This is a genomic window from Micromonospora vulcania (genome assembly GCF_042658605.1).
GTDB classification, from domain to species: domain Bacteria; phylum Actinomycetota; class Actinomycetes; order Mycobacteriales; family Micromonosporaceae; genus Micromonospora; species Micromonospora vulcania.
Window position 1 is genome coordinate 1 of the sequence record NZ_JBHSQS010000012.1, and the last position, 24206, is coordinate 24206.

The window sequence follows — 24206 nt, forward strand, 5'->3', positions numbered from 1 at the left end:
CCGTCCCGCGCCGCCCCGCCGCGTCGATCTAGGGCATATCGCTGCGGATGGAGATCAACTCACGACGATATGCCCTAGATCGACGGGGCTGGGGGCGGGGAAGGGGGCGGGCGGGGGAGGGGAGGGGCTTAGGCGGGGGATTCGGTACGGTCGCCGGCCCAGGTGGTGTGGAACGAGCCCTCGCGATCGACGCGCTGGTAGGTGTGCGCGCCGAAGTTGTCCCGCAGGCCCTGGATCAGCGCGGCAGGCAGCCGCTCGGCACGCAACGCGTCGAAGTAGGCCAGCGACGACGAGAACGCTGGCGTCGGCACCCCGGCCCGGGTCGCGTCGGCCACCACCCGCCGCCAGCTCGGCACGCCAGCGCCGACGGCCTCGGCGAAGTATGGCGCCACCAGCAGCGTCGGCAGGTCCGGCTGCTCGTCGTACGCCTCCCGGATCCGGTTCAGGAAGCGGGCCCGGATGATGCAGCCGCCCCGCCAGATGGTCGCCGTGCCGCCCAGGTCGATGTCCCAGTCGTACTCTTGGCTGCCCGCGCGGATGTGGTCGAAGCCCTGCGCGTACGCGACGATTTTGGAACTGAGCAGCGCCCGGCGGACGTCCTCGACGAACGCCTCGCGGTCGGCGACCTGCCACTTCTCGCCGGCGTCCGGGAACGCGCGGCGAGCCGCCTCGCGCTGGTCGATGTGGCCGGAGAGCGAACGGGCGAAGGTCGCCTCGGCGATCCCGGTGATCGGGATGCCCAGGTCCAGTGCGCTCTGCACGGTCCAGCGGCCGGTGCCCTTCTGCTCGGCCCGATCCTGCACCACGTCGACGAAGGGCCGGCCGGTCGCCGCGTCACGGTGCGCCAGCACGTCGGCGGTGATCTCGATGAGGAAGGACTCCAACTCGCCGTCGTTCCAGCCCCGGAAGATCTCCGCGATCTCCGCCGGCTCCGCGTCCAGGCCGGCTCGAAGCAGGTCGTACGCCTCGGCGATGAGCTGCATGTCGGCGTACTCGATGCCGTTGTGCACCATCTTGACGAAGTGCCCGGCGCCGTCCGGCCCGATGTGCGTGCAGCACGGCACTCCGTCCACCTGGGCGGCGATCTTCTCGAACATCGGGCCGAGCTTGGCGTACGACTCGGCGGAGCCACCCGGCATGATGCTCGGCCCGAGCAGAGCGCCCTCCTCGCCACCGGAGACGCCGGTGCCGCTGAAGTGCAGCCCCTGTGAGCGCAGCGTCTCCTCCCGACGGCGGGTGTCGGCGAAGTGGGCGTTGCCACAGTCGACGATGATGTCGCCCTCCTCCAGCAGCGGCACCAGCTCGTCGATCACCGCGTCGGTGGGCGCACCCGCCTTCACCATCACGATCACCGCGCGAGGCCGCTCCAGGGACGCCACGAAGTCGGCCATCGACTCGCCGGGCACGAACGTGCCCTCGTCGCCGTGCTCGGCGACCAGGCTGCGGGTGCGCTCCGGCGAGCGGTTGTGCACCGCCACGGTGAAGCCGTTGCGGGCCAGGTTGCGGGCCAGATTGCGGCCCATCACCGCCAGCCCGGTCACGCCGATCTGCGCCGTCGCCTGCTCAGCCATCCGTGCCGCCACCCTTCGCCGTCGTACTGCCGTGCTGCGACCGTATCGCGGTGCACGATGGTGTGTGCGGTGTCATCGACAGCCGGTCACCGGCCGGTGGCGCTCAGCCCCGGGCCAGTCGATCTTCCACGTGCGCCACCTTCGCGGTGAGCGCGTCGGTCACACCCGGCCGGACGTCCGCCTTGAGCACCACACTCACCCGGGGCGCCTGCGCGGCCACCACGTCGACGGCTCGCTTCACCACCGCCATCACCTCGTCCCACTCGCCCTCGACGGTGGTGAACATGGCATCGGTCCGGTTGGGCAACCCGGACTCACGGACCACCCGTACCGCCTCGGCGACCAGGTCACCAACGGACTCACCGACACCGAGCGGGGTAACCGAGAACGCGATCAGCATGCCGTCGATGGTGTCAGGAAAAGCGGCTGCGCCGATGCCCCGCAGCGGATAGCGTCTGGTTCATGCGTAACTGACGCCCCACTTCCCGAGCCGGCCCGCAGCCCCGCGCCGCGGTCCGTACGCTCCCGGGCGCCCGCATCCCCACCCGCCGCGACGGCGGTGCTGGCCTGATCGACCCCGGTGAGCAGTCCCTTCCCGTTCGACCGTCGCGGTACGACGGTTCACCAGCCGATCCGACCGACCGCCGAAGCGCGGGACCGGCCGCGACGGTCGGCACCGAAGGAGGCCCGGATGCCCGCCAGGCGCAACCCGAAGAAGTCCCGTACACCCGGCCCGACGCCGCCCGGCACCAACCCGCCGGCCGGCCACGGCCCATTCCCGCTCCCACCGACCCGCGACCTCGTGGCGGAACCGGTCGAGCCGGCGCTGGTCGGTGAGCCGGCGCTGCTCATCGAGCCGGCGTTGCCAGCGGTGCTGGTCGAGCCGGCGTTGCCGGGTGGTGTGGTCGAACCGGCCCTACCGACGGCGTTGGTTGAGCCGGCCTTACCGACGGCGTTGGTTGAGCCGGCGCTGCCAGGTGGGGTGGCGCTGCCGGTCGACACGCCGGCAGTGGTCGACGCGCCGTCGGTCGCGGATCTGCCGAAGGCATCCGGTCGGCCGGCGGCGCCGACGGCCGGGCCCCCGCAGGGCGGCGGAACCCGCTCCGAAGGTGGCCGAAGCCAACGAGCCGGCCAACCCCGTCGCTACGCCTTCCGTCGAAGCTAGGCCATCCCACCCCGCTGGCCTGGTGCGGCGTGCCGCGCTGACCTGGCGCGGCGGGCGGAGGCAGCAGTTTCAGGGTTGTAGTGGCCTCTGCAGCCAGCGAGGCCACTACATCCCTGTAGTTGCGTGGATCTTGCGGCGCGCGGCGTGCGGCGTGCGGCGTGCGCCGCGCCCGGTGCGCGGCATGCGCCGCGGGAGGCAAGCGGCGGCGCGGGGAGGGTTAGCTGATCAGGGGGCGGAAGGTGCCTAGCAGGATGCTGGTGGTCAGGGTGGCGGCGGCCAGGGCTGTGGCGGTGGCGATGAGCAGGGCGTCGGCGCGGGTGAAGGGCTGACGACGGGCCGTGGTTCGCGGGGTGCCGGCGTCGAAGCCGCGCGCGTCCATCGCCACGGCCAGCCGGGTGCCCCGGCGGATGGCCCCGACCAGCAGAGCGAACGCGGTGGAGACGAACAGCCGTAGCTTCGCTGCCGGATTTCGCCCGGCGTCGACGCCGCGCGCCCGCCGCGCCATGCTGATCATCTGCCACTCCTGACCGAGCAGCGGCACCAGTCGGAACGCGGCCAGCGCCCCGATGGCGAACCGGGCCGGTGCCTTCGCGTTCTGGATGAGCGCGTCGGCCAGGTCGGTGGGATCGGTGGTGGCAAAGACGATCACGCCGGGCAGTGCCACCGCGAGTACCCGCAGCACCAGGCCGAGCGCGGTGCGCAGCACTCCGGTGGTGACCAGTACCGGTCCCGCGTCCAGCAGGACCCGGCCGGACCGGTCGGCGGCGAAGAGCACCAGGGTGACCAGGATGCCGGCGGCGCTGAGCAGCAGCGGCAGGGCCCGCCGGGCCAGCACCCGGTAGCGGACGCCGAACAGCGGCAGCACGGCGAGTTCGATCGCGATCGCGATCGCCGGAGCTACCGGGTCCAGGGTGGCCAACAGGGTGAACGAGAAGACCAGCGCGGCGGCGACCTTCGCCACCGGGTTGCGCCGCGCCAGCGGTGCGCCGGGCGCGGCGACCGGCTCGATACTGATCATCGAATGCCGTCCCGGCTGGGCTGGCCGGCCAGCACACCACTGGTGCAGCCGTCCCGGCTGGGCCGGCCCGCGGGTACACCGCTGGTCACGGTCGCTCCAGGGTGACGGTGCGGTCGGCGAGCGCGGTCACGAAGTCCGCGTCGTGGGTGACCGTGACCACGCCGTGCCCGGCGTCGCGCAGGTCGGCGAAGAGGTCGACCAGTTCCTGCCAGGTCCGCCGGTCCTGGCCGAAGGTGGGTTCGTCGCAGATCAGCAGGCGGGGCGCGGTGGCCAGGGCCGTCGCCACGCTCAGCCGCCGCGCCTCCCCACCCGAGAGGGTGTACGGGTTGGCGGCGGCGAGGCGGGTCAGCCGGAGCCGGTCCAGCAGCTCGGTCACGGTGTCCTTGACGGCTGGCTCGGGTTGGCCGGTACGGCGTGGGCCGAGCGCCAGCTCGTCGAAGACGGTGCCGGTGACGAACTGGTGCTCCGGATCCTGGAAGACCGAACCGATCCGTCGGGCCAGCGCGGGGGCCCGCCACCGGTGCGGGGGAGTGCGGTGGTCCGGCCCGGCGAGTTCGGCGGACGCGGTGACCCGACCGGTGCCCGGCTTGAGCAGCCCGCCCAGCAGGAGTGCCAGGGTGGACTTGCCGGCGCCGTTGGGTCCGCGTACGGCGAGTGCCTCTGCGGCGCGTACCGCCAGGTTGGTGGAGCCCAGCCGGGGTGGTAGGCCGAGCTGGTCGGCGGTGAGCAACAGGTCCCCGGCCGCGGTTTTCGCCGGCCGGGGCGCGATGGGGTGGCCGGGGACCCAGACGCCCTCGGCGGCGAGCGCGGCACCGTGCGCGGCGAAGACCGCCTCGGGCGGGCCGTCCGCGCGGACCCCGCCGCCCGGCTCCAGTACGACGACCCGGTCGACCAGCGGCAGCGCCTCGGCGACCCGGTGCTCGACCAGGATCAGCGTGGTGTCGGCGTCCAGCGCGCCGGCCACCGCCTGCCGGATCAGGGTGGCCCCGGCGGGGTCGAGGTTGGCGGTCGGCTCGTCCAGGAGCAGCAGGCCGGGGCGCAGGGCCAGCGCGCCGGCCAGGGCGAGTCGTTGCTGCTCGCCGCCGGAGAGCGCGGCGGTGGACCGGTCCCGGTGGTACGGGAAGCCGACCCGGTGCAGCGCCTCGTCCACCCGCGGCCAGATCTCGCCGGCCGGTACTCCCCGGTTCTCCAGCCCGAACGCGACGTCGTCGCCGCAGCGGGCCATCACCAGCTGGGTCTCCGGGTCCTGGAAGACGATGCCGACCCGTTCGCGGCCCTTGCGCGGGTCGAGCCCGTCGATCTCGACGGTGCCCTCCTGCTCGCCCGAGTCCTCGGGCAGTAGCCCGGCCAGCGCGCTCAACAGCGTGCTCTTACCGGCCCCCGAAGGCCCGAGCAGCAGAACCCGCTCCCCAGCCTCAATCCGCAGGTCGACCCCACGAACAGCCCAGGCCCGCCGCCCAGCGTGCCGCCACCCGAACCCCCGCAAAAAAACCCCACCCACCCCCACCCCAACCCCAACCCCAACCCCAACCCCAACCCCCACCCCAACCCCCACCCCAGGCCGCCGGCTTCACCCTGCCCGGTCGATCATGAGGTTGACGGTGGTTCCGGAGATCCAACCGACCGCCAACCTCATGATCGACACGACGGGCGGGGTTAGATGGGGGCGCGGTCTCGGGCTACCGGGAAGCGGTCCAGGGCTCCGGTGTTGGCCAGGGCCTTGGTGAGCAGCCAGCCTCCTGCGCCGGCCACGACCGTGGCGCTGACGATGGTGAGCAGCGCGTACGGGATGCGGTAGTCGGTCAGCTCGTAGTCGGCGTTCCAGACGAAGAAGTCGAACAGCGCGGCGCTGAGGCCGGTCAGCGCGCCGGCCAGCACCGCGGTCGGCAGCCGGTACGACCGGTAGCGGAAGGCGGCGAAGGCCAGTTCGGCGCCGAGACCCTGCACGATGCCCTGTGGGATCACCGTGCCGGCCCACTGGCTGCCCAGCAGCGCGGAGAGGACTGCCGCGACCGTCTCGCAGTAGAGGGCGGCACCGGGCTTGCGGATGACCAGGCCGCCGATCACGGCCGGCATCAGCCAGATGCCGTAGAGCAGGGTCTGCGCCGGCGGGAAGAAGGCGAACGCGCCCTCGGTGGCGCTCCAGACCAGGCCCCAGGCCCAGAAGATGACGCCGAAGGCGACCGCGATCACCGAGGCGACCACGATGTCGATGGTTCGCCAGCGGTTGGTGGTGTTGTCCATGCTTGACTCCCAGTTCAAGAGAAAGAACCAGGAGAAGACGCACGCCGCGCGTCCGGTTGCACCGGACGGCGGCGCGGCTGGAGGTCGACCGAACTCCCTGCGCTGGCATTACCCAGATCAGGTTCGAGGGTCTGCGGGCGTGCCCGCACTCTCAGCGCTGTGCGCTCCCCTGTCGGATGTGAAGTTGTCTCGCTGACGCTAGCACTGACCAGGGGTATCGGCCCAGCAGGGCGTCCGCCACCTCGGCGTCCGGCCGCTCCGCCGCCGGCTGGGTAGGCTGACGATCATGCGGGTCGACGCGCGAGGTCTGACGTTCGAGGTACGCACCGGCGGTCCGCAGGACGGCGCGCCCGTCCTGCTGCTGCACGGCTTCCCGCAACACGGCGGCGAGTGGGACGAGGTCGTTCCGGCGCTGCACGCCGCCGGGCTGCGCACGTACGCGCCCGACCAGCGGGGCTACTCGCCGGGCGCGCGGCCGACGGAGGTGACCGCGTACCGGATTCCCGAGCTCGTCGCCGACGCGGTGGCGGTGCTCGACGCGCTCGGGCTGGACGCCGTCCACCTGGTCGGCCACGACTGGGGCGCGATCGTGGCCTGGGCGCTCGCCGCCGATCACCCCGAGCGGGTCCGTACGCTGACCGCGGTGTCCGTACCCCACCCGGCGGCGATGGCGCACGCGCTCGCCCACGACGGCCAGCAGAAGGCGCGCTCGTCGTACATCGCGCTGTTCCGTCAGCCGGGCAAGGCGGAGAAGGTGCTGCTGGCGTTGCACGCGACCGCACTCCGCAAGCTGCTCGGCGGAGTGGGAGACGCGTCCAGGGTGGACCGTTACGCCGACCCGATGCGCGAACCGGGGGCGCTCACCGCGGCACTGAACTGGTACCGGGCGATGTCCCGCGCGGATCTGGCCGGCGTCGGGCCGGTCGCGGTGCCCACGACGTACGTGTGGAGTGACCGGGACGTCGCCATCGGCCGGACCGCCGCCGAGGCGTGCGCCGGCAACGTCACCGGCGACTACCGCTTCGTGTCGCTGCCCGGGGTGAGCCACTGGATCCCGGACGTGGCGCCGGGCCCGCTGGCCGAGGCGATCCTGGCCCGCGTCGGCACCGCCGCCTGAGCCGCGCCGGTCGACGAGGAAGGACCACCGTGACGACGGAGACCGGCGGGCCGGGCACCCGGCGCTCGCTCGCCGCGCAGCTGCGCCTGCTCGGGGTACGCCCCGGCGGGACGGTGCTCGTGCACGCCGCCCTGAGCCCGCTGGGTTTCGTCTGCGGGGGGCCGCAGGCGGTCGTGCTCGCCCTGCGCGACGCGCTGGGCCCGGACGGCACGATCGTGGTGCCCACCCACACCCCCGACAACAGCGACCCGGCGCAGTGGCGCAATCCGCCGGTGCCGGCGAGCTGGTGGCCGTTGATCCGCGCCGAGATGCCCGGCTTCGATCCGGCGATCACGCCGAGCCATTTCATGGGCGCGGTCGCCGAGATGGTCCGCTGCTGGCCTGGAGCGCTGCGCAGCACGCATCCGCAGGTGTCGTTCGCGGCGCTCGGACCGGCCGCCGAGCGGGTGGTGGCCGGGCACGACCGAGCCGACATGCTCGGCGAGGGCTCCCCGCTGGCCCGGCTCTACGACCTGGACGCCGACGTGCTGCTGCTCGGCGTGGAGCACGACGTGAACACGTCACTGCATCTCGCCGAGTACCGCTGCCCGGCCCCGCCCCGGGAGCGGCTGGGCGCGGCGGTGCGTACCGCCGACGGTGGCCGCGCCTGGGTGTGGTGGGAGGACGTACGGCTCGACGAGGCCGACTTCGGCGCGTTGGGCAGGGACCTGGAGGCCACCGGGGCGGTCCGTACCGGGCCGGTCGGCACCGGGACCGGCAGGTTGATGCGCCAACGGGCGGCGGTCGACTTCGCGGTGCGCTGGATCGCCCGTAACCGGAAGAGGGAGGACGCGTGAGCGTGAGTGCCGAGGACTATCTGGCCGTGGTGACCGAGACGATCGGCCGGGTGGCCGCCAGCCAGCGGAAGGCGGTGGGGCGGGCCGCCGACCTGATCGCCGACGCGGTCCGCGCCGACGGGGTGGTACACGCCTTCGGTACCGGGCACTCGGAGGCCCTCGCCATGGAGATCGCCGGCCGGGCGGGCGGTCTGGTGCCGACCAACCGGATCGCGCTCCGCGACCTGGTGCTGCTCGGCGGCGAGCCGGCCGAACGGCTCGGCCCGCTGTTGGAGCGGGACCCGACGGTGGCGCACCGGCTCTACGAGCTGGCACCCGTACGGCCCGCCGACGTGTTCGTGCTCGCCTCGAACTCCGGGGTCAACGGGGCGATGGTGGAGTTCGCCACGCTGGTCAAGCAGCACGGCCACGGGCTGGTGGCGATCACCTCGGCCCAGCACTCCGGCCAGATGACCTCCCGCCACCCGTCCGGCCGCAAGCTGGCCGACATCGCCGACGTGGTGCTCGACAACGGCGCCCCGTACGGCGATGCGACGCTGCCGCTGCCCGGCGGCGGTGCGGTCGGTGCGGTCTCCTCGATCACCGCGGCGCTGCTGGCCCAGCAGATCACCGTGGAGGTGGTGGCGCGTCTGCTGGCGGCGGGGGAGCGGCCCCCGGTCTACCTGTCGGCGAACATCCCGGACGGCGACGCGCACAACACCGCGCTGGAGGCCCGGTACGCGGGCCGGATCCGCCGCGGCTCCTGACGCCCCTGGTCGCCGGCCCGGTTGTCGTGAGCTTGTTTCGCGCTCGGCCGGGTGGGGCACTGGCGTTGCTGCCGGCGGCTGGGACCGCCGGCAGTACCGTCGCACCGGAGGTAGCACGTGTCGAAGGAGACCGAGAAGCAGCGTTGGCAGCGCAACTTCGCCGACCTGCTGCAGGAGTTGCGGGTCGCGCAGACCGGCGTACAGATCCTCTTCGCCTTCCTGTTGACGCTGCCGTTCAGTAACGGCTTCACCCAGACCAGCGAGTTCCAGCGGGACGTCTACGTGGTCGCGTTGCTCGCCGCGGCCGCCGCCACCGCAATGATCATCTCGCCGGTGGCGTTCCACCGGGCGCTGTTCCGGCAGGGCCGCAAGCCGGAGTTGGTCCGGTTCGCCCACCGGATGGCCACCGGTGGACTCGCCTTCATGCTGATCGCGATGGTCAGCGCGGTGCTGCTGATCACCGATTTCGTGCTGGACCGGCCGATCGCCTTCGTACTCAGCGCGGTGACCGGCCTGTGGTTCCTCACCTTCTGGATGTTCCTGCCGTTCGCCCGACGCAGCTGGGGTGACGACGATATCGACGACGACGATGACGACCCGGAGACGCTCACCCGTGGCTGATCGCGTCGAGACAGCTCGTGCCGATCTTCACGGACCGCTACCCCTGGGTAACACCCGGGAGTAGCGTGACGGTAGTCGCGCACCTCGACGCAGCCGCACCGAAGTTCTGAGGGGGCAGCCGTGACCACGACACAGAACAGCCGACCCGCGCCGGACGGCCCGGACCAGCCGGTCACGTCGACCGACGAACCAGCCGGCCCGGCGGACACGGCCGGCGCGGCCGGTCCGTTGCCCCGGGAGGCCGGCCAGGTCTCGGAGAAGGAGGCCCGACAGGTCGCCGAGGCCGCCCGGGAGTCCGCCTGGGACCGGCCCAGCTTCGGCAAGGAGTTGTTCCTCGGCCGATTCCGGCTCGACCTGATCGACCCGTGGCCTCGGTCCGCGCCGGACGACGTGGCCCGCGCCGAGGACTTCCTCGGCCGCTTCCGCGCCTTCCTGAGCACCGAGGTGGACGGCGCGGCCATCGAACGGGACGCCTCCATTCCGGACTCCGTCTTTCACGGGCTGGCCGACCTGGGCGCGTTCGGCATGAAGATCGACCGCTCGTACGGCGGTCTCGGGCTGAGCAACCTGCACTACTGCCGGGCGTTGATGCTGGCCGGCTCGGTCAGCCCGGCGATCGGGGCGCTGCTGTCGGCGCACCAGTCGATCGGCGTGCCGCAGCCGCTCAAGATGTTCGGCACCGCCGAGCAGAAGCAGCGGTTCCTGCCCCGGCTCGCGGCCGGCGAGGTCTCCGCGTTCCTGCTCACCGAGCCGGACGTCGGCTCCGACCCGGCCCGGCTGGCCACCATCGCCGAGCCCACCGAGGACGGCACCGGCTACCGGCTCAACGGGCTGAAGCTGTGGGCCACCAACGGCACCGTCGCGACCCTGCTGGTGGTGATGGCCCGGGTGCCCGCGGCCGAGGGGCGGCGCGGCGGTATCACCGCGTTCGTGGTGGACGGCGACAGCGCGGGCATCACGGTGGAGCGGCGCAACGAGTTCGTCGGCCTGCGCGGCCTGGAAAACAGCCTCACCCGGTTCCACGACGTGTTTGTACCGGCCGAGAACGTCATCGGCGGCGAGGGCAAGGGGCTCAAGATCGCCCTGACCACGCTGAACACCGGCCGGCTCTCGCTGCCGGCGATGTGCGTCGGTGCCGGCAAGTGGGCGCTGAACGTGGCCCGGGAGTGGGCCGCCGACCGCGTCCAGTGGGGCCGTCCGGTGGGCGAGCACGAGGCTGTCGCCCAGAAGCTGTCCTTCATCGCCGCCACCACGTACGGCATGGAGACCATGCTCGACCTGTGCTGCCTGCTCGCCGACGACGACCGCAACGACATCCGGATCGAGGCCGCGCTGGTCAAGCTGTACGCCAGCGAGATGGCCTGGAAGATCGCCGACGAGCTGGTCCAGATCCGGGGCGGGCGCGGCTACGAGACGGCCGACTCGCTGGCCGCCCGTGGCGAACGCCCGGCCAACGTCGAGCAGGTGCTGCGCGACCTGCGGATCAACCGGATCTTCGAGGGCTCGACCGAGATCATGCATCTGCTGATCGCGCGGGAGGCGGTCGACGCACACCTGTCGGTGGCCGGCGACATCATCGACCCGGAGGCGGGGCTGGGCCGCAAGGCCCGAGCCGGTGCCCGGGCCGGGGCCTTCTACGCGAAGTGGCTGCCCACCCTGGCCGTCGGCCGGGGGCAGAGCCCCTCGGCGTACGCCGAGTTCGGTCCGCTGGCCGGGCACCTGCGGCAGGTGGAGCGCTCGTCGCGCAAGCTGGCCCGGTCCACGTTCTACGCGATGTCCCGTTGGCAGGGAAAGATGGAGCGCAAGCAGGCGTTCCTCGGCCGGGTGGTGGACATCGGCGCCGAGTTGTTCGCGATGTCCGCGGTCTGCGTCCGGGCCTCCGCCGAGCGGGACACCCGACCGGAGAACGTCGAGCTGGCCGACCTGTTCTGCCGGCAGGCCCGGGTCCGGGTCGACGCCCTGTTCGGCGCACTCTGGGACAACACCGATTCGGTCGACACCGCCGCCGCGAAGCGGATCCTCGCTGGCCGCTACGCGAGCCTGGAGGAGGGCGTGATCACCCCGTCCGACGAGCTGCCCTGGGTGGCTCGCTGGTCGCCCGGTGCGTCCACCGCCGAGGACGTCCGCCGCCGCATCCCACCGAAGCCGTGACCGGTACCGCCCGGCGCTGCCACCGCGCCGGGCGGGCCGACGGCTGCGTCGCGCTCGGGGGGTCGGCGGGCCGACGGCTGCGCCGCTCTCGGGGTCGGCGGGCCGACGGCTGCGCCGACCGAGGTCAGCGGGCGACCGCCCAGGCCAGCACCGCCGCCAGGATCAGGCCGTTGAGCAAAGCCAAGCCGAGGTACGCCGCGGGCGGGATCTTCCTGCCCCGTCGGACGAAGGAGACGAGGACCGCGGCGTAGCCGAGCAGCAGGACGGCGATGACGACCAGGAAATAGAACACCCGACGACCTTAGCGGCCCCTACCGCGCAGGCCGAGTTGGCGCAGCTCCAACGCGGCCAGGGCGTCGACCGTGTCGTCGTCGCCGCGCCGCCATGCCTCGGCGACGTCCGGCGCGATCCGGGTCAGCCGGCCCAGCGGCTGGGTGGCCAGCGCGCGCAGGGCGAGCAGGTCCCGGCCGGCCGGCCCGGCGGCCAGCTTCGCCGCGGACCCGGCCCGGCGCATCCAGCGGACCCGCAGCGGCAGCCATCCGAACAGCACGATGCCGAGCGGGAAGATCAGCACCGCGACGGCGAGCGCGAGGGCGAGCTGGTCGACCAGGTGCTGCTGGTCGCGACCGGCGTCGGCGAGCGATCGTGCGGCATCGGCGGCCCGCTGAAAGGGCGCGGTCAGCTCGTCGCCGACCAGCGGCACCCGGCGGACCTTGCCACCGGCGTCGGCGAGGTTGTCGGCGAGCCCGCTGCCCGCACCCTCCAGCTTCTGTCCGGGTACGGCGAGCTTCTGCACCAGGTCGTGCAGCCAGAGTGCGCCGCGGATCGCGACGTACACCCAGGCGACGACGAGGAGGTCGGTGAACAACTGGCGGGCGGCGGTCGGAAACCGATCGGCGTAAATTTTCACGCCGGACAGCGTGCCACGAACGGCCGGCGCTGGCACCCGACGGATCAGCCGGCGGGACGCCCCGGCATGATCACTTTGCCCTCAGCAGTTGTCAGCGGGCCCGGCGAACTACTGACGACAAAGTGATCATGAGATGACGGCGGCACGGCGGCACGGCGGCACGGCACGGCGACAGCTCAGTGGACGCAGCCTGGGCAGGTGCCGAAGATCTCCAGCGTGTGGCTGACGTCGGCGTAGCCGTGCTGGGCGGCGACCCGGTCGGCCCAGCTCTCCACCGCCGGGCCGGCCACCTCGACCGTACGACCGCAGGCCCGACAGACCAGGTGGTGGTGGTGCCCCTCGCTGCACCGGCGGTAGAGGTGCTCGCCGCCCGGCGGGCGCATCACGTCGATCTCGCCCGAGTCGGCCAGTGCCTGCAGGGTGCGGTAGACGGTGGTCAGGCCGACCCGGTCGCCGCGCTGCCGGAGCATCGCGTGCAGGTCCTGGGCGCTGTGGAAGCCCTCCATCTCGCCCAGCAGCGCGCTCACGGCCGATCGCTGCCGGGTGTTGCGCACCGCGGCGCCACTCTCGCTCATGATCCCTCCCCGGCGTGGCTGACCGCGTCCGCGACGATGTGCGCGACGTGCTCGTCGACCAGGCTGTACGCGATCTCCCGACCTCGGCGCGAACCACGCACCACCCCCGCGCCGCGCAGCACCCGCAGGTGCTGGGAGACCAGCGGCTGTGCGGCACCGAGCTGCTCCACCAACTCGTGCACGCACCGCTCACCGGACGCGAGTTCGCTGACGATGGCCAACCGGATGGGGGCCGACAGAGCGCGGAGCAACTCGCTGGCACCCTCGAAGCCCTCGTAGCCCGTTGCGCTGGTCACCTCGTCACGGTAACCAATATCGCCGGCCTCCGGCTGATCAGCATCACTGGAGTACGACCTCGTGCGGCTCCGCGGCTGCCGCGGCGGCCGGGACGGACCGGCGGCGCAGCGCCCGCCAGATCCCGCCGGCCACGGCCACCACCAGGAAGGACGCGATAGCCAGCAGCACCACCGAGGCACCCGGCGGGGTGTTTGCGGTGGCGGCCACCCAGACACCGGAGCCGGCCGCGAAGAGCCCGAGCGCCATCGCCGCCGTCATCGTGCTGCGAAAGCCCCGGGTGACCTGCTGGGCGGTGGCCACCGGCACCACCATCAGCGCGCTGATCAGCAGCACTCCGACGGCCCGCATCGCGATGGTCACGGTGACCGCGGTGGTGACCGCGATCAGCAGGTTGAGCGTCCGCACCGGCAGACCGGAGACCCGGGCGTACTCCTCGTCGTGGGTGACCGCGAAGAGCGCCGGGCGTAGCGCGATCATGGTGACCAGGATCGCCGCGCCGAGCACCGCGATGGTGGTCAGGTCGGCGGGCTTGATGGTGGTCAGCGAGCCGAACAGGTAGGCGTTGAGGTTGGCGCTGGTGGCGTCGGAGAGGCCGACCAGCAGCACACCGCCGGCGATGCCGCCGTAGAAGAGCAGGGCCAGGGCCAGATCCCCGGAGGTACGCCCACGGGAGCGGACCACCTCGATGGTGATCGCGCCGACGGTGGCGACCAGCACGGCCACCAGCACCGGCGAGCGGTTGAGCAGCAGGCCGGCGCCGACCCCGGTCAACGCCACGTGCCCGACACCGTCGCCGATCAACGCCAGCCGGCGCTGCACCAGATAGATGCCGAGCGCCGGCGCGGCCAGGCCGATCACCAGCGCGCCGATCAGGGCACGCTGCATGTAGGGGTACTGGAAGAGTTCCATGTCAGTTGCTCCACAGCCCGGCGGGCGCATCGGGACCGTGCGGGTGCACGTGGTCGTGGTCGGGCTCCGCGTGATGGCCGGCCGGGTCCGGCACCGGGCCGTCGTGACAGATACCACCCTGGTGTACGACGACAGCCCGGCTGATCACCGGTCGGAGCGGGCCCAGCTCGTGGGCCACCAGCAGCACCGTCCCGCCGTCGGCGACGAAGTCGCGCAGCGCTCCGGCGAACGCCTCCTGGCTGGCCGCGTCCACCCCGGCGGTGGGCTCGTCGAGGACCAGCAGTTCCGGCTGCCCGGCCAGCGCGCGGGCGATCAGCGTGCGCTGCTGCTGGCCGCCGGAAAGGGTGGCCACCGGATCGGAGGCCCGGTCGGCGAGCCCGACCGCGCGCAGTGCGTCGTCGACGGCGGCCCGGTCGGCCGCGCCCGGCGGGCGGAGCACGCCCCGGCGGGCCAGCCGGCCGGAGGCCACCACCTCGCGGACGGTGGCCGGTACGCCACCGCCGGCGCCCAGGCGCTGCGGGACGTACCCGATGCGTTCCCACTGCCGGAACCGCCGCAACGGCCGGTCGAAGAGGGTGATCGAACCGGCGCTGAGCGGGACCAGCCCGAGCACGGCGCGGATCAGCGTGGACTTGCCGGAGCCGTTGGCGCCGAGCACCGCGACCACCTCCCCGGCGGTCACGGTGAGCGAGACGTCCCGGAGCACGGCGCGGCCGTCGTAGCCGACCACCCCGTGCTCGACGGAGATCACAGGCGCGCTCACGAGCAGCTCAACGCCGTCCGCAGGGTCTGCAGGTTGGTACGCATCACCGAAAGGTAGTCCGCGCCGGTGCCGGCGGCGAGCCCTTCGATCGGGTCGAGCACCGCGGTTCTCGCGCCGACCTCTCCGGCGATGGTCTCGGCGACCTTCGGGCTGACCAGCGTCTCGAAGAAGATCGTGGTGGTCTTGTGCGCCCTGGCCTCCTCGATCACCTGCGCGAGCCGTTGCGGTGAGGGCTCGACGTCCGGGCTCAACCCGGTGACGCCGACCTGATCGAGCCCGTACCGGTCGGCCAGGTAGCCGAACGCGGTGTGGCTCGTCACGATCTCCCGCCGCTCGCAGGTCGCCAGGCCGTTCTTGAACTCGGTGTCCAGGGTCGTCAGGTCGGCGCGCAGCGCCGCCGCCCGATTGGTGTAGTCGGCCGCGTGATCCGGGTCGGCCTTGCCGAGCCGCTGGGCGAGCTGGTCGCCGATGGTGCTCAGCCGGGTCGGGTCGAGCCAGACGTGCGGGTCCTTGCTGCCGTGCTCCGGTGCGTCGGGCTCCTCGCCCTCGTGGTTGTGCCCGCCCGCGGTCGCGTCCAGCAGTGGCTGCACGCTGGTCACGTCGAACGCCCGGTCGCCACCGCCCTGCTCGACGGCGTCGTCCACCGCCGGCTGGAAGCCCTTCAGGTAGACGATCAGCTCCGCGTCGCTGACCTGACCGACCTGGCTCGGATTGAGTTCCAGGTCGTGCGGCTCGGCGCCGGGCTTGGCGAGGTTGGTCACCCGCACCGCGTCGCCCCCGACCCGCTCGGCGAGGAACTGGAGCGGGTAGAACGCGGCGACCACGTCGACCCGTTGGGGGTCGGCACCGGACGCGCCGTCGGTGGAGCAGCCGGCCCCGGCACCCAGGGCGAGGAGGGCGGTCGCGGCGGCCAGGACACGTGCCGTGGTGCGGTTGGTCATGCCGCCAACTGTCCTCGGTAACGATAATGATTGTCAAAAACGCATGATTGCATGTCAGAGCAGCTTGGCGAGGCCCACCGTCACCAGCAGGGTGAGCATCAACAGTCGGATCACCCGGGTCTGCGGTGCCTGAACCGGCCAGGTGGTCGCCAACAGGGCGATCAGGGCCGCCGCCAGTGCCAGTGTCAGCAGCCCGCCGAGCACTCCGGGCGTGAAGAACGCCACCAGCACCACCACCAGGGTGAGCAGGAACACCGACGTCGGGTTCGCCCCGGCCAACCGGGCCAGCAGAGGCCGCTGCGTACGCTGCATCCCACAGACTCTACGAGGAGGAACCCGGTGCTGGTGACCAACCGGTTCGTGGTCGACGTCGATGTCGCCGACGACTTCACCGAACGGGCGCACACCGCCCTCACCGCGCTGGCCGCCCGCCCCGGCTACCTGCGCGGTCAACTGCTCCGGGCGCTGGACGACCCCCGCCACTGGTCGCTGATCACCGAGTGGGAGTCGGTCGGTACGTACCGGCGGGCGCTGGGCGCCTTCGAGGTCAAGGTCAGCTCCGTGCCGTTGCTCGCCGAGGCGCTCGACGAGCCGTCCGCGTACGAGTCGCTGGCCAGCGCCGCGCCGGGCGGGGCCGTGGTGGTCGCCGAGAGTGATCGGGCTGCGGGTCCTTACCGCTAGGTCATCGGGCACTACCCTGCTCCTATGACCGCACCCGCCCCGCCGCCCGGTCCCGGTGTGGCTCCGCCGTTCGCCGCGCCGCCCACCGAGGGCCGCCGGACCCGGCTCTGGATCGGCCTCGGCGTCGGCGCGCTCGCCGTGGTGCTCTGCTGCGGCGGGGGCGGCGCGGCCGTGGTCGGCCTGGCCGTCAGCGGCGTGCAGGCGGTCCGGGAACAGGGCCGCACGGTGACCGGTGACTACTACCAGGCGTTGGTCGACCGAAACTACGGCCGGGCCTACGACCAGCTCTGCGACGACGCGCAGCGGCGCGAGTCGCGCCCGGAGTTCGAGCGACGGGCCGCCGCCGAGCCGCAGGTCGCCACGTTCCGGGTGGGTGAGGTGGACACCACCAACCTGACCGTGCCGGTCGACGTGACGCTCGACGGCGGCGAACGGGAGCAACAGCAGGTCAGCCTGGGCCAGGACGGTCAGACCGGGGGCATGGAGGTCTGCGGGATCAGCTGACTTCGCCCCGGTATTCTGCTGGGCTCGGGGCGACGGTGGTCGTACCGTAGTCCCGAACCGACCGTTCCATCCACATCTCGCCCCCGCCGACCGCCAGCCGGCGTAGGAGGAAACATGCCAGCCGACCGTATCGATGCCGTCGTCAGCCTCGCCAAGCGCCGAGGCTTCGTCTTCCCCTCCAGCGAGATCTACGGAGGCACCCGGTCGGCGTGGGACTACGGTCCGCTCGGCGTGGAGCTGAAGGAGAACGTCCGCCGGCAGTGGTGGAAGACCATGGTCCAGCAGCGCGACGACGTGGTCGGCCTCGACTCCGCGGTGATCCTGTCCCGCAAGGTCTGGGAGGCGTCCGGCCACATCTCCGAGTTCGTCGACCCGCTCACCGAGTGCCAGTTCTGCCACAAGCGGTTCCGGGCGGACCACCTGGAGGAGGCGTACGAGGCCAAGCACGGCAAGCCGCCGGTCTCGCTCGCCGAGCTGAACTGCCCCAACTGCGGCAACAAGGGCACCTTCACCGAGCCGAAGATGTTCAACGGCCTGATGAAGACCTTCCTGGGCCCGGTGGAGAGCGACGAGGGGCTGCACTACCTGCGTCCCGAGACCGCGCAGGGCATCTTCGTCAACTACAAGAACGTCGAGACGGTCGCCCGCAAGAAGCCGCCGTTCGGCATCGCGCAGACCGGCAAGTCGTTCCGCAACGAGATCACCCCGGGCAACTTCATCTTCCGGACCCGCGAGTTCGAGCAAATGGAGATGGAGTTCTTCGTCGAGCCGGGCTCCGACGAGCAGTGGCACGAGTACTGGCTCCAGGAGCGCTGGAACTGGTACATCGACCTCGGCCTGTCGGCGGACAACCTGCGCCTCTTCGAGCACCCCGCAGAGAAGCTCTCGCACTACTCCAAGCGGACGGTGGACATCGAGTACCGCTTCCAGTTCGGCGGCACCGAGTTCGCCGAGCTGGAGGGTGTCGCCAACCGCACCGACTTCGACCTCTCCACGCACAGCAAGCACTCCGGCGTCGACCTGTCGTACTTCGACCAGACCAAGAGTGAGCGCTGGATGCCGTACGTCATCGAGCCGGCCGCCGGTCTGACCCGCGCGGTCCTCGCCTTCCTGCTGGAGGCGTACGACGAGGACGAGGCGCCGAACACCAAGGGCGGCGTGGACAAGCGCACCGTGATGCGGTTCGACCCGCGGCTGGCCCCGGTCAAGGTCGCGGTGCTGCCGCTGTCCCGCAACGAGGCGCTGTCGCCGAAGGCCAAGGACCTCGCCACGCTGCTGCGCAAGCGCTGGGTGGTGGAGTTCGACGACTCGCAGGCCATCGGCCGCCGCTACCGCCGGCAGGACGAGATCGGCACGCCGTTCTGCGTGACGGTCGACTTCGACACCCTGGACGACAACGCCGTCACCGTCCGGAACCGGGACACGATGGTCCAGGAGCGGGTCTCCCTGGACCAGGTCGAGCGCTACCTGATCGAGCGCCTCCCCGGCTGCTGAGGTGCAAGGAAGGGCCCCTTCTTAACGCCTCCGGTAGAGAAGGGGCCCCTTCTTAACATCACCCGCCCGCCGCCGACGGGAACGAGCCGGGTGGATCGACCTGGACCCGGAGGGTGTCGCCGATCCCGCGCCGGGACTCGTACGCATCCTCGACGGTCTGCCGGATCCGACCGGGATGTCGTCGGAGCTGCGCCGGCGTGAAGTGCAGGACCAGAATCCCCTGGCGACTGAGCTCGTTGTGCCGCTCCAACGTCCGTGCCCAGTCGCTCGGGCTGAAGTGGTACTCCTGCGAGTCGACCTCCAGCGCCACCGCCGAGTCGATCAAGTACCCGTCCGGTGTCGGCAGCACCGCGTCATCCGCAGTGCGTAGGCGTGGATTCCACCGGATCTCCGGCAGCACCCGGCTGCCCGCGAGGCACTCCCGCAGCTCGGCCTCCGGTGCGGAACGTGTCCCGGCCAGGACCTCCGCGTACGCCAGCCTGACCAGGGCCGTGCGACTACGCCGCGCTCGGCGGATCTCCTCATCCAACGCGGCGAGGTCGGTGAATCCGCGCTGCACGGATTCGGCGATGATGGCCCGCACCTGGCGTAGCTGCCGCAGGTCACGAGCCGCGTCCACCACAGCCCGGGCCGGCGAGCACACCGAGTAGAGCGCGGCCGACCGGGGTCGAGCGTCGAGCGTCAACGCTCGCCGAATATGGACATACCCCACCGATCGGCGCCGCGCGTGGTGCGGCATGACCAGGTGTACGTCGGTGCTGCGCGGAATCTGCCGGAAGCCGTACCAGGTGAGCGCGGCCAGGCCGGTGAGCTGTGCCTGCGGTCCGGCATAGAGCGCGGCGGAGATCCGTGTCTGCTCTTCGGTCAGCACCCCGGTGACCAGGGCGTACGTCGCAGGGAGGATGCGCTGCCACAGACCGCGCCGGGCCTGACGGTACAGGTACATGTCGTCGTAGCCCGCGGTCAGCAGTTGTGCGCGGGTGACGATCTGCTGTTGCCGTTCGGCCAGTTCGGCCAGCTCTGGTGGGTGTTCGCGCATGGGTCGCAGCATGGGCGCCGGAGCCGGGCGCCGTCCTGCCCCGACCCTCCTCGGTGTGGACAGCCGGCCTGCTGTGGAAAACCCGTTCGACGCGCCGCCGCTGTGATATGCGTCGTGTTAGCAGGGGACCCTTCCTATGCACGAGGCGTTAAGCGGGGGCCCTTCCTTACACTTGTCCGGTGACTGCATCGACTCTGCCTGCGCTGCGCCCGTTGACGCTTGGGCAGTACCAGGTGTGGCCACCGGTGGTGCTCGCACCGATGGCCGGGATCACCAACGTCGGGTTCCGCCGGCTCTGCCGGGAGCAGGGCGGCGGCATCTACGTCTGCGAGATGATCACCACCCGCGCCCTGGTCGAGCGGAACCCCAAGACGCTGCGCATGATCGCGTTCGGCGCCGACGAGCAGCCGCGTAGCCTCCAGCTCTACGGCACCGACCCGGAGATCACCGCTGCCGCCGTGCGGATCGTGGTCGAGCGCGACCTCGCCGACCACATCGACCTCAACTTCGGCTGCCCGGTGCCCAAGGTGACCCGCCGTGGTGGCGGCGCGGCCTTGCCCTGGCGGCGCCGGCTCTTCGCCCGGCTGGTGCGGGCCGCGGTGGACGCCGCGTCACCGGCCGGAGTGCCGGTCACCGTCAAGATGCGCAAGGGCATCGACGACGACCACCTGACGTACGTCGAGGCGGGGCTCGCCGCCCAGGAGGCCGGCGTCGCCGCGGTGGCCCTGCACGGGCGGACGGCTGCGCAGCGCTACTCGGGTACCGCCGACTGGGACGCGATCGCCACTCTCAAGCAGGCTCTCGACGTGCCGGTGCTCGGCAACGGCGACATCTGGGAGGCGGACGACGCGCTGCGGATGGTGGCGCACACCGGGGTGGACGGCGTGGTGGTCGGCCGGGGCTGCCTGGGCCGGCCGTGGCTCTTCGCCGACCTGGAGGCCGCGTTCAACGGTCGGCCGGAGCGGCGGTTGCCCAGCCTCGGTGAGGTGGCGGTGACCATGCGCCGGCACGCCGAGCTGCTGGTCGACCAGTTCGTCGCGGGCGCGCGCAACTCGACCCGGGGTGAGCGGGACGGCTGCACCGACTTCCGCAAGCACGTCGCCTGGTACCTGAAGGGTTTCCCGGTCGGCGGCGAGCTGCGCCGGTCGCTGGCGATGATCGAAAGCCTGGCCCAGCTCGACGACCTGCTCGGCAAGCTCGACCCGGCCGAGCCGTTCCCGGTGGCCACCCTGGGCCAGCCGCGCGGCCGGACCAACTCGCCGGGCAAGGTCGCCCTGCCGGAGGGCTGGCTGGCCAGCCGCGACGACGACACCGTCCCCGAGGGCGCGGAGATGGACGACTCCGGCGGCTGAGCCTGCGACGGCAGATGACCGTCCTGAGCGCCGATACCTGATCGGGACGTGGCGAAGGGCCGGGCCCCGTGGTGGGGTCCGGCCCTTCGTGGTGGTGTGTGGTGGGTCAGCTGGTGGCGTAGCCGCGGGTGGCGATCCAGTCGGCGAGGTGCTCGACGGTGACCTCGTAGGAGGCCATGTTCGGGTCGGCGGAGTCGGCGATCTTGACGATGTTCCCGCCGTCGCGGTAGCCCACGACGCTGATGTAGTGCCCGCCCTCGAAGGAGTGCGTGGTGCCGTCGGTGTCGGTGGTGGTGCCGGCGATGTTGGCGACCACGGCCCGGCCGTCGTCGACGGTGCGTACGACGTCGGCGCGCAGGGTGTCGGTCTGCTTGGTGTCGGCGTTGGGGTTGCTGATCTCGACGCTGTGGTAGGCGTTGTTGCCGGTTTCCTTGTTCAGGACCGGGGTGATGTCGTTGATGGAGTTGGTGCCGGCCTCGGTGGTGCCCATTTCCTTGGCCATGGAGTCGACGCTGATGTCCTTGCCCTGCACGGACAGGGCGTTGCGGGTGGCGGCGGGGCCGCAGTAGTAGAAGTTCGGCTGGGCCTCGTAGCGCACGCCGAGTTGACGCTCGCCGTGGCTCTTGCGGTCGCTCTGGGTCTGCGTGGTGGGCTTGGCGTCCGACGCGGCGTACGCGGCGGTGATCGGCCCGGCGATGGCGCCGCCGGTGAAGGCGAGGCCGGCAGCGGTCAGGGCGGTCTTACGGATCAGATCGGTACGCATGATGGCGTGCTCCTCTGCCTCAGGGGGTACGCACGACACACCAGGGGGGTGGTGTGTCACGCGGAGGGGGAAGTTCGAGGGGGATCTGCCCGGCGATCCAGGGACCTGCTCGGGGCGTCCGGGGGGTGTAACGGTTCGGGGCGGCGGGTCATTCCGCCGAACTCCCGGGGGTCAGGTCCGGTGGTGCTGCTCGGGCCTGCGGGGTGTGTAACCGTCGCGGGGCGGCGGGTCATTCCGCCGTACTCCCCGGGGGTCAGGCTCGGGTGGTGCTCGGGCCTGCGGGGTGTGTAACCGTGCCGGGCGGCGGATCATTCCGCTGGGCCGGGGGCCGGGGCGGGGGGCCGCCGGTTGTCGTGGTTACCCCCTGTACAACGACCCGGGCCGGCCCACGATTCCGCGATCGGGGTGGCCCCGCCCACGGGACGATCAACCACAAACCCGACACCATGCCCGCCCGCTCACGCCGCGTGCCCGTGGGCCGCTCGCCGCGTGCCCGTGGGCCGCTCGCCGCTCGCCGTTGCCCGGTCGCGAGATCCGCGCAACATCACCGAAAGTGCTGCCTCCCGCCCACCGCAGGCAGCACTTTCCCTGTAGTTGCGCAGATCTGGGGGGGTGACGGGGCAGATCTTGGCTGGTGTGGGCGGGGGCGGATGGTGGGCGGTGTGAGCGCAGATCTTGGCCGGTGTGGCGGGCGTGGACCTTGGGCTGTGTGGGGGTCGGCTGTGTGTGGTGGTGCCGGCGATACCGGAGTTCCTGCGGCCCAACGGGAAGAGGCGGGCGGTGTCAGGATGCCTCGGTGTCGGCCTGGGTCCTGTCGAGCTGGGTGGGGATGGTCGGTGTCGCCGGCCAGGGGATCTCCGGTGCACGGTGGAAGGCGATGTCGGCGGTTGCCCAGCGCGGCCCGTGGCCGGCCAGCCGGGTACGGAAGTCGTCCCAGTCGTGCGTCGCGCGGGGTGACCAGCCCAGCTCGGCGATGGCGGGCAGGCGGGGCAGCAGCATGAACTCGATCTCGGCCAGCGAGGTGACCGATTCGGTCCAGAGCGGTGCCTCCACGCCGATCACGGCGGCTTCGGGTACGCCCGGCACGTGTGTCCCCGGATCCCAGTCGTACGACCGCCGGACGTCGATGAGGCCGGCCCAGTCGTGCCCGATCGGGGTGTCCGGGGCGTACTTCATGTCCAGGTAGGCGTGGTTGCCGGGAGAGAGGATCAGGCGGGCGCCCCGCTGAACCGCCTCGCGCGTGGTCGGGTCCTCGGCGGTGGTGCCCCACCACTGCAGGACCCGCCCGTCGACGTGCCCGGCCGGCGCGAGCTGGTGCCAGCCGACCACGGTCTTGCCGGTGCCGGCGACGATCTGCTGCGTCCGCTCGACGAAACCGGTGTACACCTCGCCCTTGACCTTGAACGCCTCATCGCCGCCGATGTGCAGCCACGGCCCGGGGGTGAGGTCGGCCAACTCGCCCAGCACGTCGGCGATGAAGTCGTACGTCCGCTCGTCGGCCGGGTCGACGTAGCTGAAGCCGACCTCGGTGCCGGTGTACGGCGGCGGTGCGATCTTGTCCGGTGCCAGCTCCGGGTAGGCGACCAGCGCGGTGTTGGTGTGCCCGGGCAGGTCGATCTCCGGGACGACGGTGACGTGCCGGGCGGCGGCGTAGGAGACGATCCGCCGGTAGTCGGCCTTGGTGTAGTGCCCGCCGGGGCCGCCGCCGACCTCGGTCGCTCCGCCGACGGTGGCGAGCCTCGGCCAGGAGTCGATGGCGATCCGCCAGCCCTGGTCGTCGGTGAGGTGCAGGTGCAGGTGGTTGAGCTTGTAGCGGGCGAGGTGGTCGACGACGCGCAACACGTCCTCGACGGCGAAGAAGTGCCGCGCCACGTCGAGCATCGCGCCCCGGTACGGGAACCGGGGTTGATCGACGATCGAGCCGCCGGGCAGCACCCAGCGTGCGGTGACCGGGACCGGGCTCTCGATCGCCGCTGGCAGCAGTTGGCGCAGGGTCTGCACGCCGTAAAAGAGGCCGGTGGCGGTGCCCGCGGTGATGGTGACCCCGGCCCGGGTCACGCGGAGCCGGTAGCCCTCGGTGCCCAGGTCGTTGTCGTCGGCCAGCGCCAGCGCGATGCCACCGGCCGGGGCCGGTTCGGTGGCGTTGGTGACCGGCAGCGGGTAGCCGGTGGCGGGTCGCAGCAACTCGGCGAGCTGCTCGGCGACCGCCAGCGCGGCGGAATCGGTGCTGGCCACGATGACCGCCTCGGCCGGCAGCAGCCAGTCCTCGGCCGGGTCCGGCTCGACCTGCTGCGGGGCGGGCACGACGTCGGCCAGCCGGATCGGCGCTGGCGGGGCCAGCAGGTCGGCCGCCGCTCGGTCGGCCGCCTGGGTCAGCGTGGCGGCGTCCGGTTCCTGGGCCGACAGCGGCACCGGGCCGCTGGGGCCGGCCGCGCTCGGGGAGGTGGCGGAAGGGGTGGACACGGCGGCGGCTCCGGGGGTTATTCGCGTCGGTTATGGCAAAAGTGAG

25 protein-coding genes, 1 pseudogene and 1 riboswitch are annotated in these 24206 nt (G+C 72.0%); of the genes and pseudogenes, 10 read left to right on the forward strand and 16 right to left on the reverse strand.

Going from position 1 to position 24206, the window contains the following annotated elements; genetic code table 11:
* Nucleotides 1-128: 128 nt before the first annotated feature.
* Complete coding sequence (gene gndA, locus ACFQGL_RS20510; protein ID WP_377513803.1) at nt 129-1571, reverse strand: NADP-dependent phosphogluconate dehydrogenase; 1443 nt, start codon at nt 1569-1571, stop codon at nt 129-131.
* 103 nt (nt 1572-1674) lie between these two features.
* Nucleotides 1675-1971 carry an MTH1187 family thiamine-binding protein gene (locus tag ACFQGL_RS20515; protein ID WP_377513804.1) on the reverse strand — a complete coding sequence of 99 codons (297 nt, stop codon included), beginning with the start codon at nt 1969-1971 and terminating at the stop codon, nt 1675-1677.
* Nucleotides 1972-2262: 291 nt separating this feature from the next.
* On the opposite strand from ACFQGL_RS20515, the gene ACFQGL_RS20520 reads away from it, so the two are divergent.
* On the forward strand, nt 2263-2736 hold the full coding sequence (locus ACFQGL_RS20520; RefSeq protein ID WP_377513805.1) for a hypothetical protein: 474 nt from the start codon (nt 2263-2265) through the stop codon (nt 2734-2736).
* A 217-nt stretch (nt 2737-2953) separates the two neighbouring features.
* Here ACFQGL_RS20520 and ACFQGL_RS20525 read toward each other — a convergent pair whose 3' ends face one another.
* The 3 genes from ACFQGL_RS20525 to ACFQGL_RS20535 form a co-directional block, all read right to left on the reverse strand.
* On the reverse strand, nt 2954-3754 hold the full coding sequence (locus ACFQGL_RS20525) for an energy-coupling factor transporter transmembrane component T family protein (RefSeq protein ID WP_377513806.1): 801 nt from the start codon (nt 3752-3754) through the stop codon (nt 2954-2956).
* An 85-nt stretch (nt 3755-3839) separates the two neighbouring features.
* Entirely contained in the window at nt 3840-5255 is a 1416-nt protein-coding gene (locus ACFQGL_RS20530; protein ID WP_377513807.1) for an ABC transporter ATP-binding protein, read from the reverse strand.
* A gap of 155 nt (nt 5256-5410) precedes the next feature.
* Complete coding sequence (locus ACFQGL_RS20535) at nt 5411-5998, reverse strand: ECF transporter S component (RefSeq protein WP_377513808.1); 588 nt, start codon at nt 5996-5998, stop codon at nt 5411-5413.
* Between the two features lie 76 nt (nt 5999-6074).
* Nucleotides 6075-6179: riboswitch (TPP riboswitch) on the reverse strand.
* Between the two features lie 105 nt (nt 6180-6284).
* On the opposite strand from ACFQGL_RS20535, the gene ACFQGL_RS20540 reads away from it, so the two are divergent.
* From ACFQGL_RS20540 to ACFQGL_RS20560, 5 genes are all read left to right on the forward strand, one after another.
* On the forward strand, nt 6285-7115 hold the full coding sequence (locus ACFQGL_RS20540; RefSeq protein WP_377513809.1) for an alpha/beta fold hydrolase: 831 nt from the start codon (nt 6285-6287) through the stop codon (nt 7113-7115).
* 29 nt (nt 7116-7144) lie between these two features.
* Nucleotides 7145-7951 carry an AAC(3) family N-acetyltransferase gene (locus ACFQGL_RS20545; RefSeq protein ID WP_377513810.1) on the forward strand — a complete coding sequence of 269 codons (807 nt, stop codon included), beginning with the start codon at nt 7145-7147 and terminating at the stop codon, nt 7949-7951.
* Entirely contained in the window at nt 7948-8697 is a 750-nt protein-coding gene (locus tag ACFQGL_RS20550) for a sugar isomerase domain-containing protein (RefSeq protein WP_377513811.1), read from the forward strand. Before ACFQGL_RS20545 ends, ACFQGL_RS20550 begins: the two co-directional genes overlap by 4 nt.
* 117 nt (nt 8698-8814) lie before the next feature.
* Nucleotides 8815-9318 carry a DUF6328 family protein gene (locus tag ACFQGL_RS20555; protein ID WP_377513812.1) on the forward strand — a complete coding sequence of 168 codons (504 nt, stop codon included), beginning with the start codon at nt 8815-8817 and terminating at the stop codon, nt 9316-9318.
* A gap of 120 nt (nt 9319-9438) precedes the next feature.
* Nucleotides 9439-11469, forward strand: a complete 2031-nt coding sequence (locus tag ACFQGL_RS20560; RefSeq protein WP_377513813.1) for an acyl-CoA dehydrogenase family protein — start codon at nt 9439-9441, stop codon at nt 11467-11469.
* 124 nt (nt 11470-11593) lie between these two features.
* Here ACFQGL_RS20560 and ACFQGL_RS20565 read toward each other — a convergent pair whose 3' ends face one another.
* The 8 genes from ACFQGL_RS20565 to ACFQGL_RS20600 form a co-directional block, all read right to left on the reverse strand.
* The gene (locus tag ACFQGL_RS20565; RefSeq protein WP_363756449.1) at nt 11594-11761 is read right to left on the reverse strand and encodes a hypothetical protein; all 168 of its coding nucleotides are present in this window, start codon (nt 11759-11761) and stop codon (nt 11594-11596) included.
* A 9-nt stretch (nt 11762-11770) separates the two neighbouring features.
* Entirely contained in the window at nt 11771-12379 is a 609-nt protein-coding gene (locus ACFQGL_RS20570) for a hypothetical protein (protein WP_377513814.1), read from the reverse strand.
* Between the two features lie 176 nt (nt 12380-12555).
* Nucleotides 12556-12954 (reverse strand): Fur family transcriptional regulator, encoded by a 399-nt coding sequence (locus tag ACFQGL_RS20575; protein ID WP_377513815.1) that lies wholly within the window; start codon nt 12952-12954, stop codon nt 12556-12558.
* Nucleotides 12951-13250: an ArsR/SmtB family transcription factor gene (locus ACFQGL_RS20580; protein ID WP_377513816.1), complete on the reverse strand. Its 300-nt coding sequence runs from the start codon at nt 13248-13250 to the stop codon at nt 12951-12953. Before ACFQGL_RS20580 ends, ACFQGL_RS20575 begins: the two co-directional genes overlap by 4 nt.
* 43 nt (nt 13251-13293) lie before the next feature.
* Complete coding sequence (locus ACFQGL_RS20585; protein WP_377513817.1) at nt 13294-14160, reverse strand: metal ABC transporter permease; 867 nt, start codon at nt 14158-14160, stop codon at nt 13294-13296.
* 1 nt (nt 14161) lies between these two features.
* Nucleotides 14162-14923 carry a metal ABC transporter ATP-binding protein gene (locus ACFQGL_RS20590; protein WP_377513818.1) on the reverse strand — a complete coding sequence of 254 codons (762 nt, stop codon included), beginning with the start codon at nt 14921-14923 and terminating at the stop codon, nt 14162-14164.
* Nucleotides 14920-15864, reverse strand: coding sequence for a metal ABC transporter substrate-binding protein (locus tag ACFQGL_RS20595; protein ID WP_377513819.1), 945 nt, complete (start codon nt 15862-15864; stop codon nt 14920-14922). The genes ACFQGL_RS20590 and ACFQGL_RS20595 overlap by 4 nt, the downstream gene beginning before the upstream one ends.
* Before the next feature lie 54 nt (nt 15865-15918).
* Complete coding sequence (locus ACFQGL_RS20600) at nt 15919-16176, reverse strand: hypothetical protein (protein ID WP_377513820.1); 258 nt, start codon at nt 16174-16176, stop codon at nt 15919-15921.
* 27 nt (nt 16177-16203) lie between these two features.
* On the opposite strand from ACFQGL_RS20600, the gene ACFQGL_RS20605 reads away from it, so the two are divergent.
* The 3 genes from ACFQGL_RS20605 (at nt 16204) to ACFQGL_RS20615 (ending at nt 18543) form a co-directional block, all read left to right on the forward strand.
* The gene (locus ACFQGL_RS20605) at nt 16204-16545 is read left to right on the forward strand and encodes an antibiotic biosynthesis monooxygenase family protein (protein ID WP_377513821.1); all 342 of its coding nucleotides are present in this window, start codon (nt 16204-16206) and stop codon (nt 16543-16545) included.
* A gap of 24 nt (nt 16546-16569) precedes the next feature.
* Nucleotides 16570-17049, forward strand: coding sequence for a hypothetical protein (locus tag ACFQGL_RS20610; protein WP_377513822.1), 480 nt, complete (start codon nt 16570-16572; stop codon nt 17047-17049).
* A 114-nt stretch (nt 17050-17163) separates the two neighbouring features.
* Nucleotides 17164-18543, forward strand: coding sequence for a glycine--tRNA ligase (locus ACFQGL_RS20615; protein WP_377513823.1), 1380 nt, complete (start codon nt 17164-17166; stop codon nt 18541-18543).
* 58 nt (nt 18544-18601) lie between these two features.
* On the opposite strand, the gene ACFQGL_RS20620 is transcribed toward ACFQGL_RS20615, so the two are convergent.
* Nucleotides 18602-19582, reverse strand: coding sequence for a type IV toxin-antitoxin system AbiEi family antitoxin domain-containing protein (locus tag ACFQGL_RS20620; protein WP_377513824.1), 981 nt, complete (start codon nt 19580-19582; stop codon nt 18602-18604).
* 179 nt (nt 19583-19761) lie between these two features.
* Between ACFQGL_RS20620 and dusB the strand changes: the two genes are divergently transcribed.
* Nucleotides 19762-20934 (forward strand): tRNA dihydrouridine synthase DusB, encoded by a 1173-nt coding sequence (gene dusB / locus ACFQGL_RS20625; protein ID WP_377513825.1) that lies wholly within the window; start codon nt 19762-19764, stop codon nt 20932-20934.
* A 106-nt stretch (nt 20935-21040) separates the two neighbouring features.
* Here the strand turns inward: dusB and ACFQGL_RS20630 are convergent, their stop codons facing one another.
* Nucleotides 21041-21697 carry a C39 family peptidase gene (locus ACFQGL_RS20630; protein ID WP_377513826.1) on the reverse strand — a complete coding sequence of 219 codons (657 nt, stop codon included), beginning with the start codon at nt 21695-21697 and terminating at the stop codon, nt 21041-21043.
* 782 nt (nt 21698-22479) lie between these two features.
* A pseudogene (locus ACFQGL_RS20635) lies at nt 22480-24181 on the reverse strand (beta-N-acetylhexosaminidase); the annotation flags it as partial.
* Between the last annotated feature and the right edge of the window lie 25 nt (nt 24182-24206).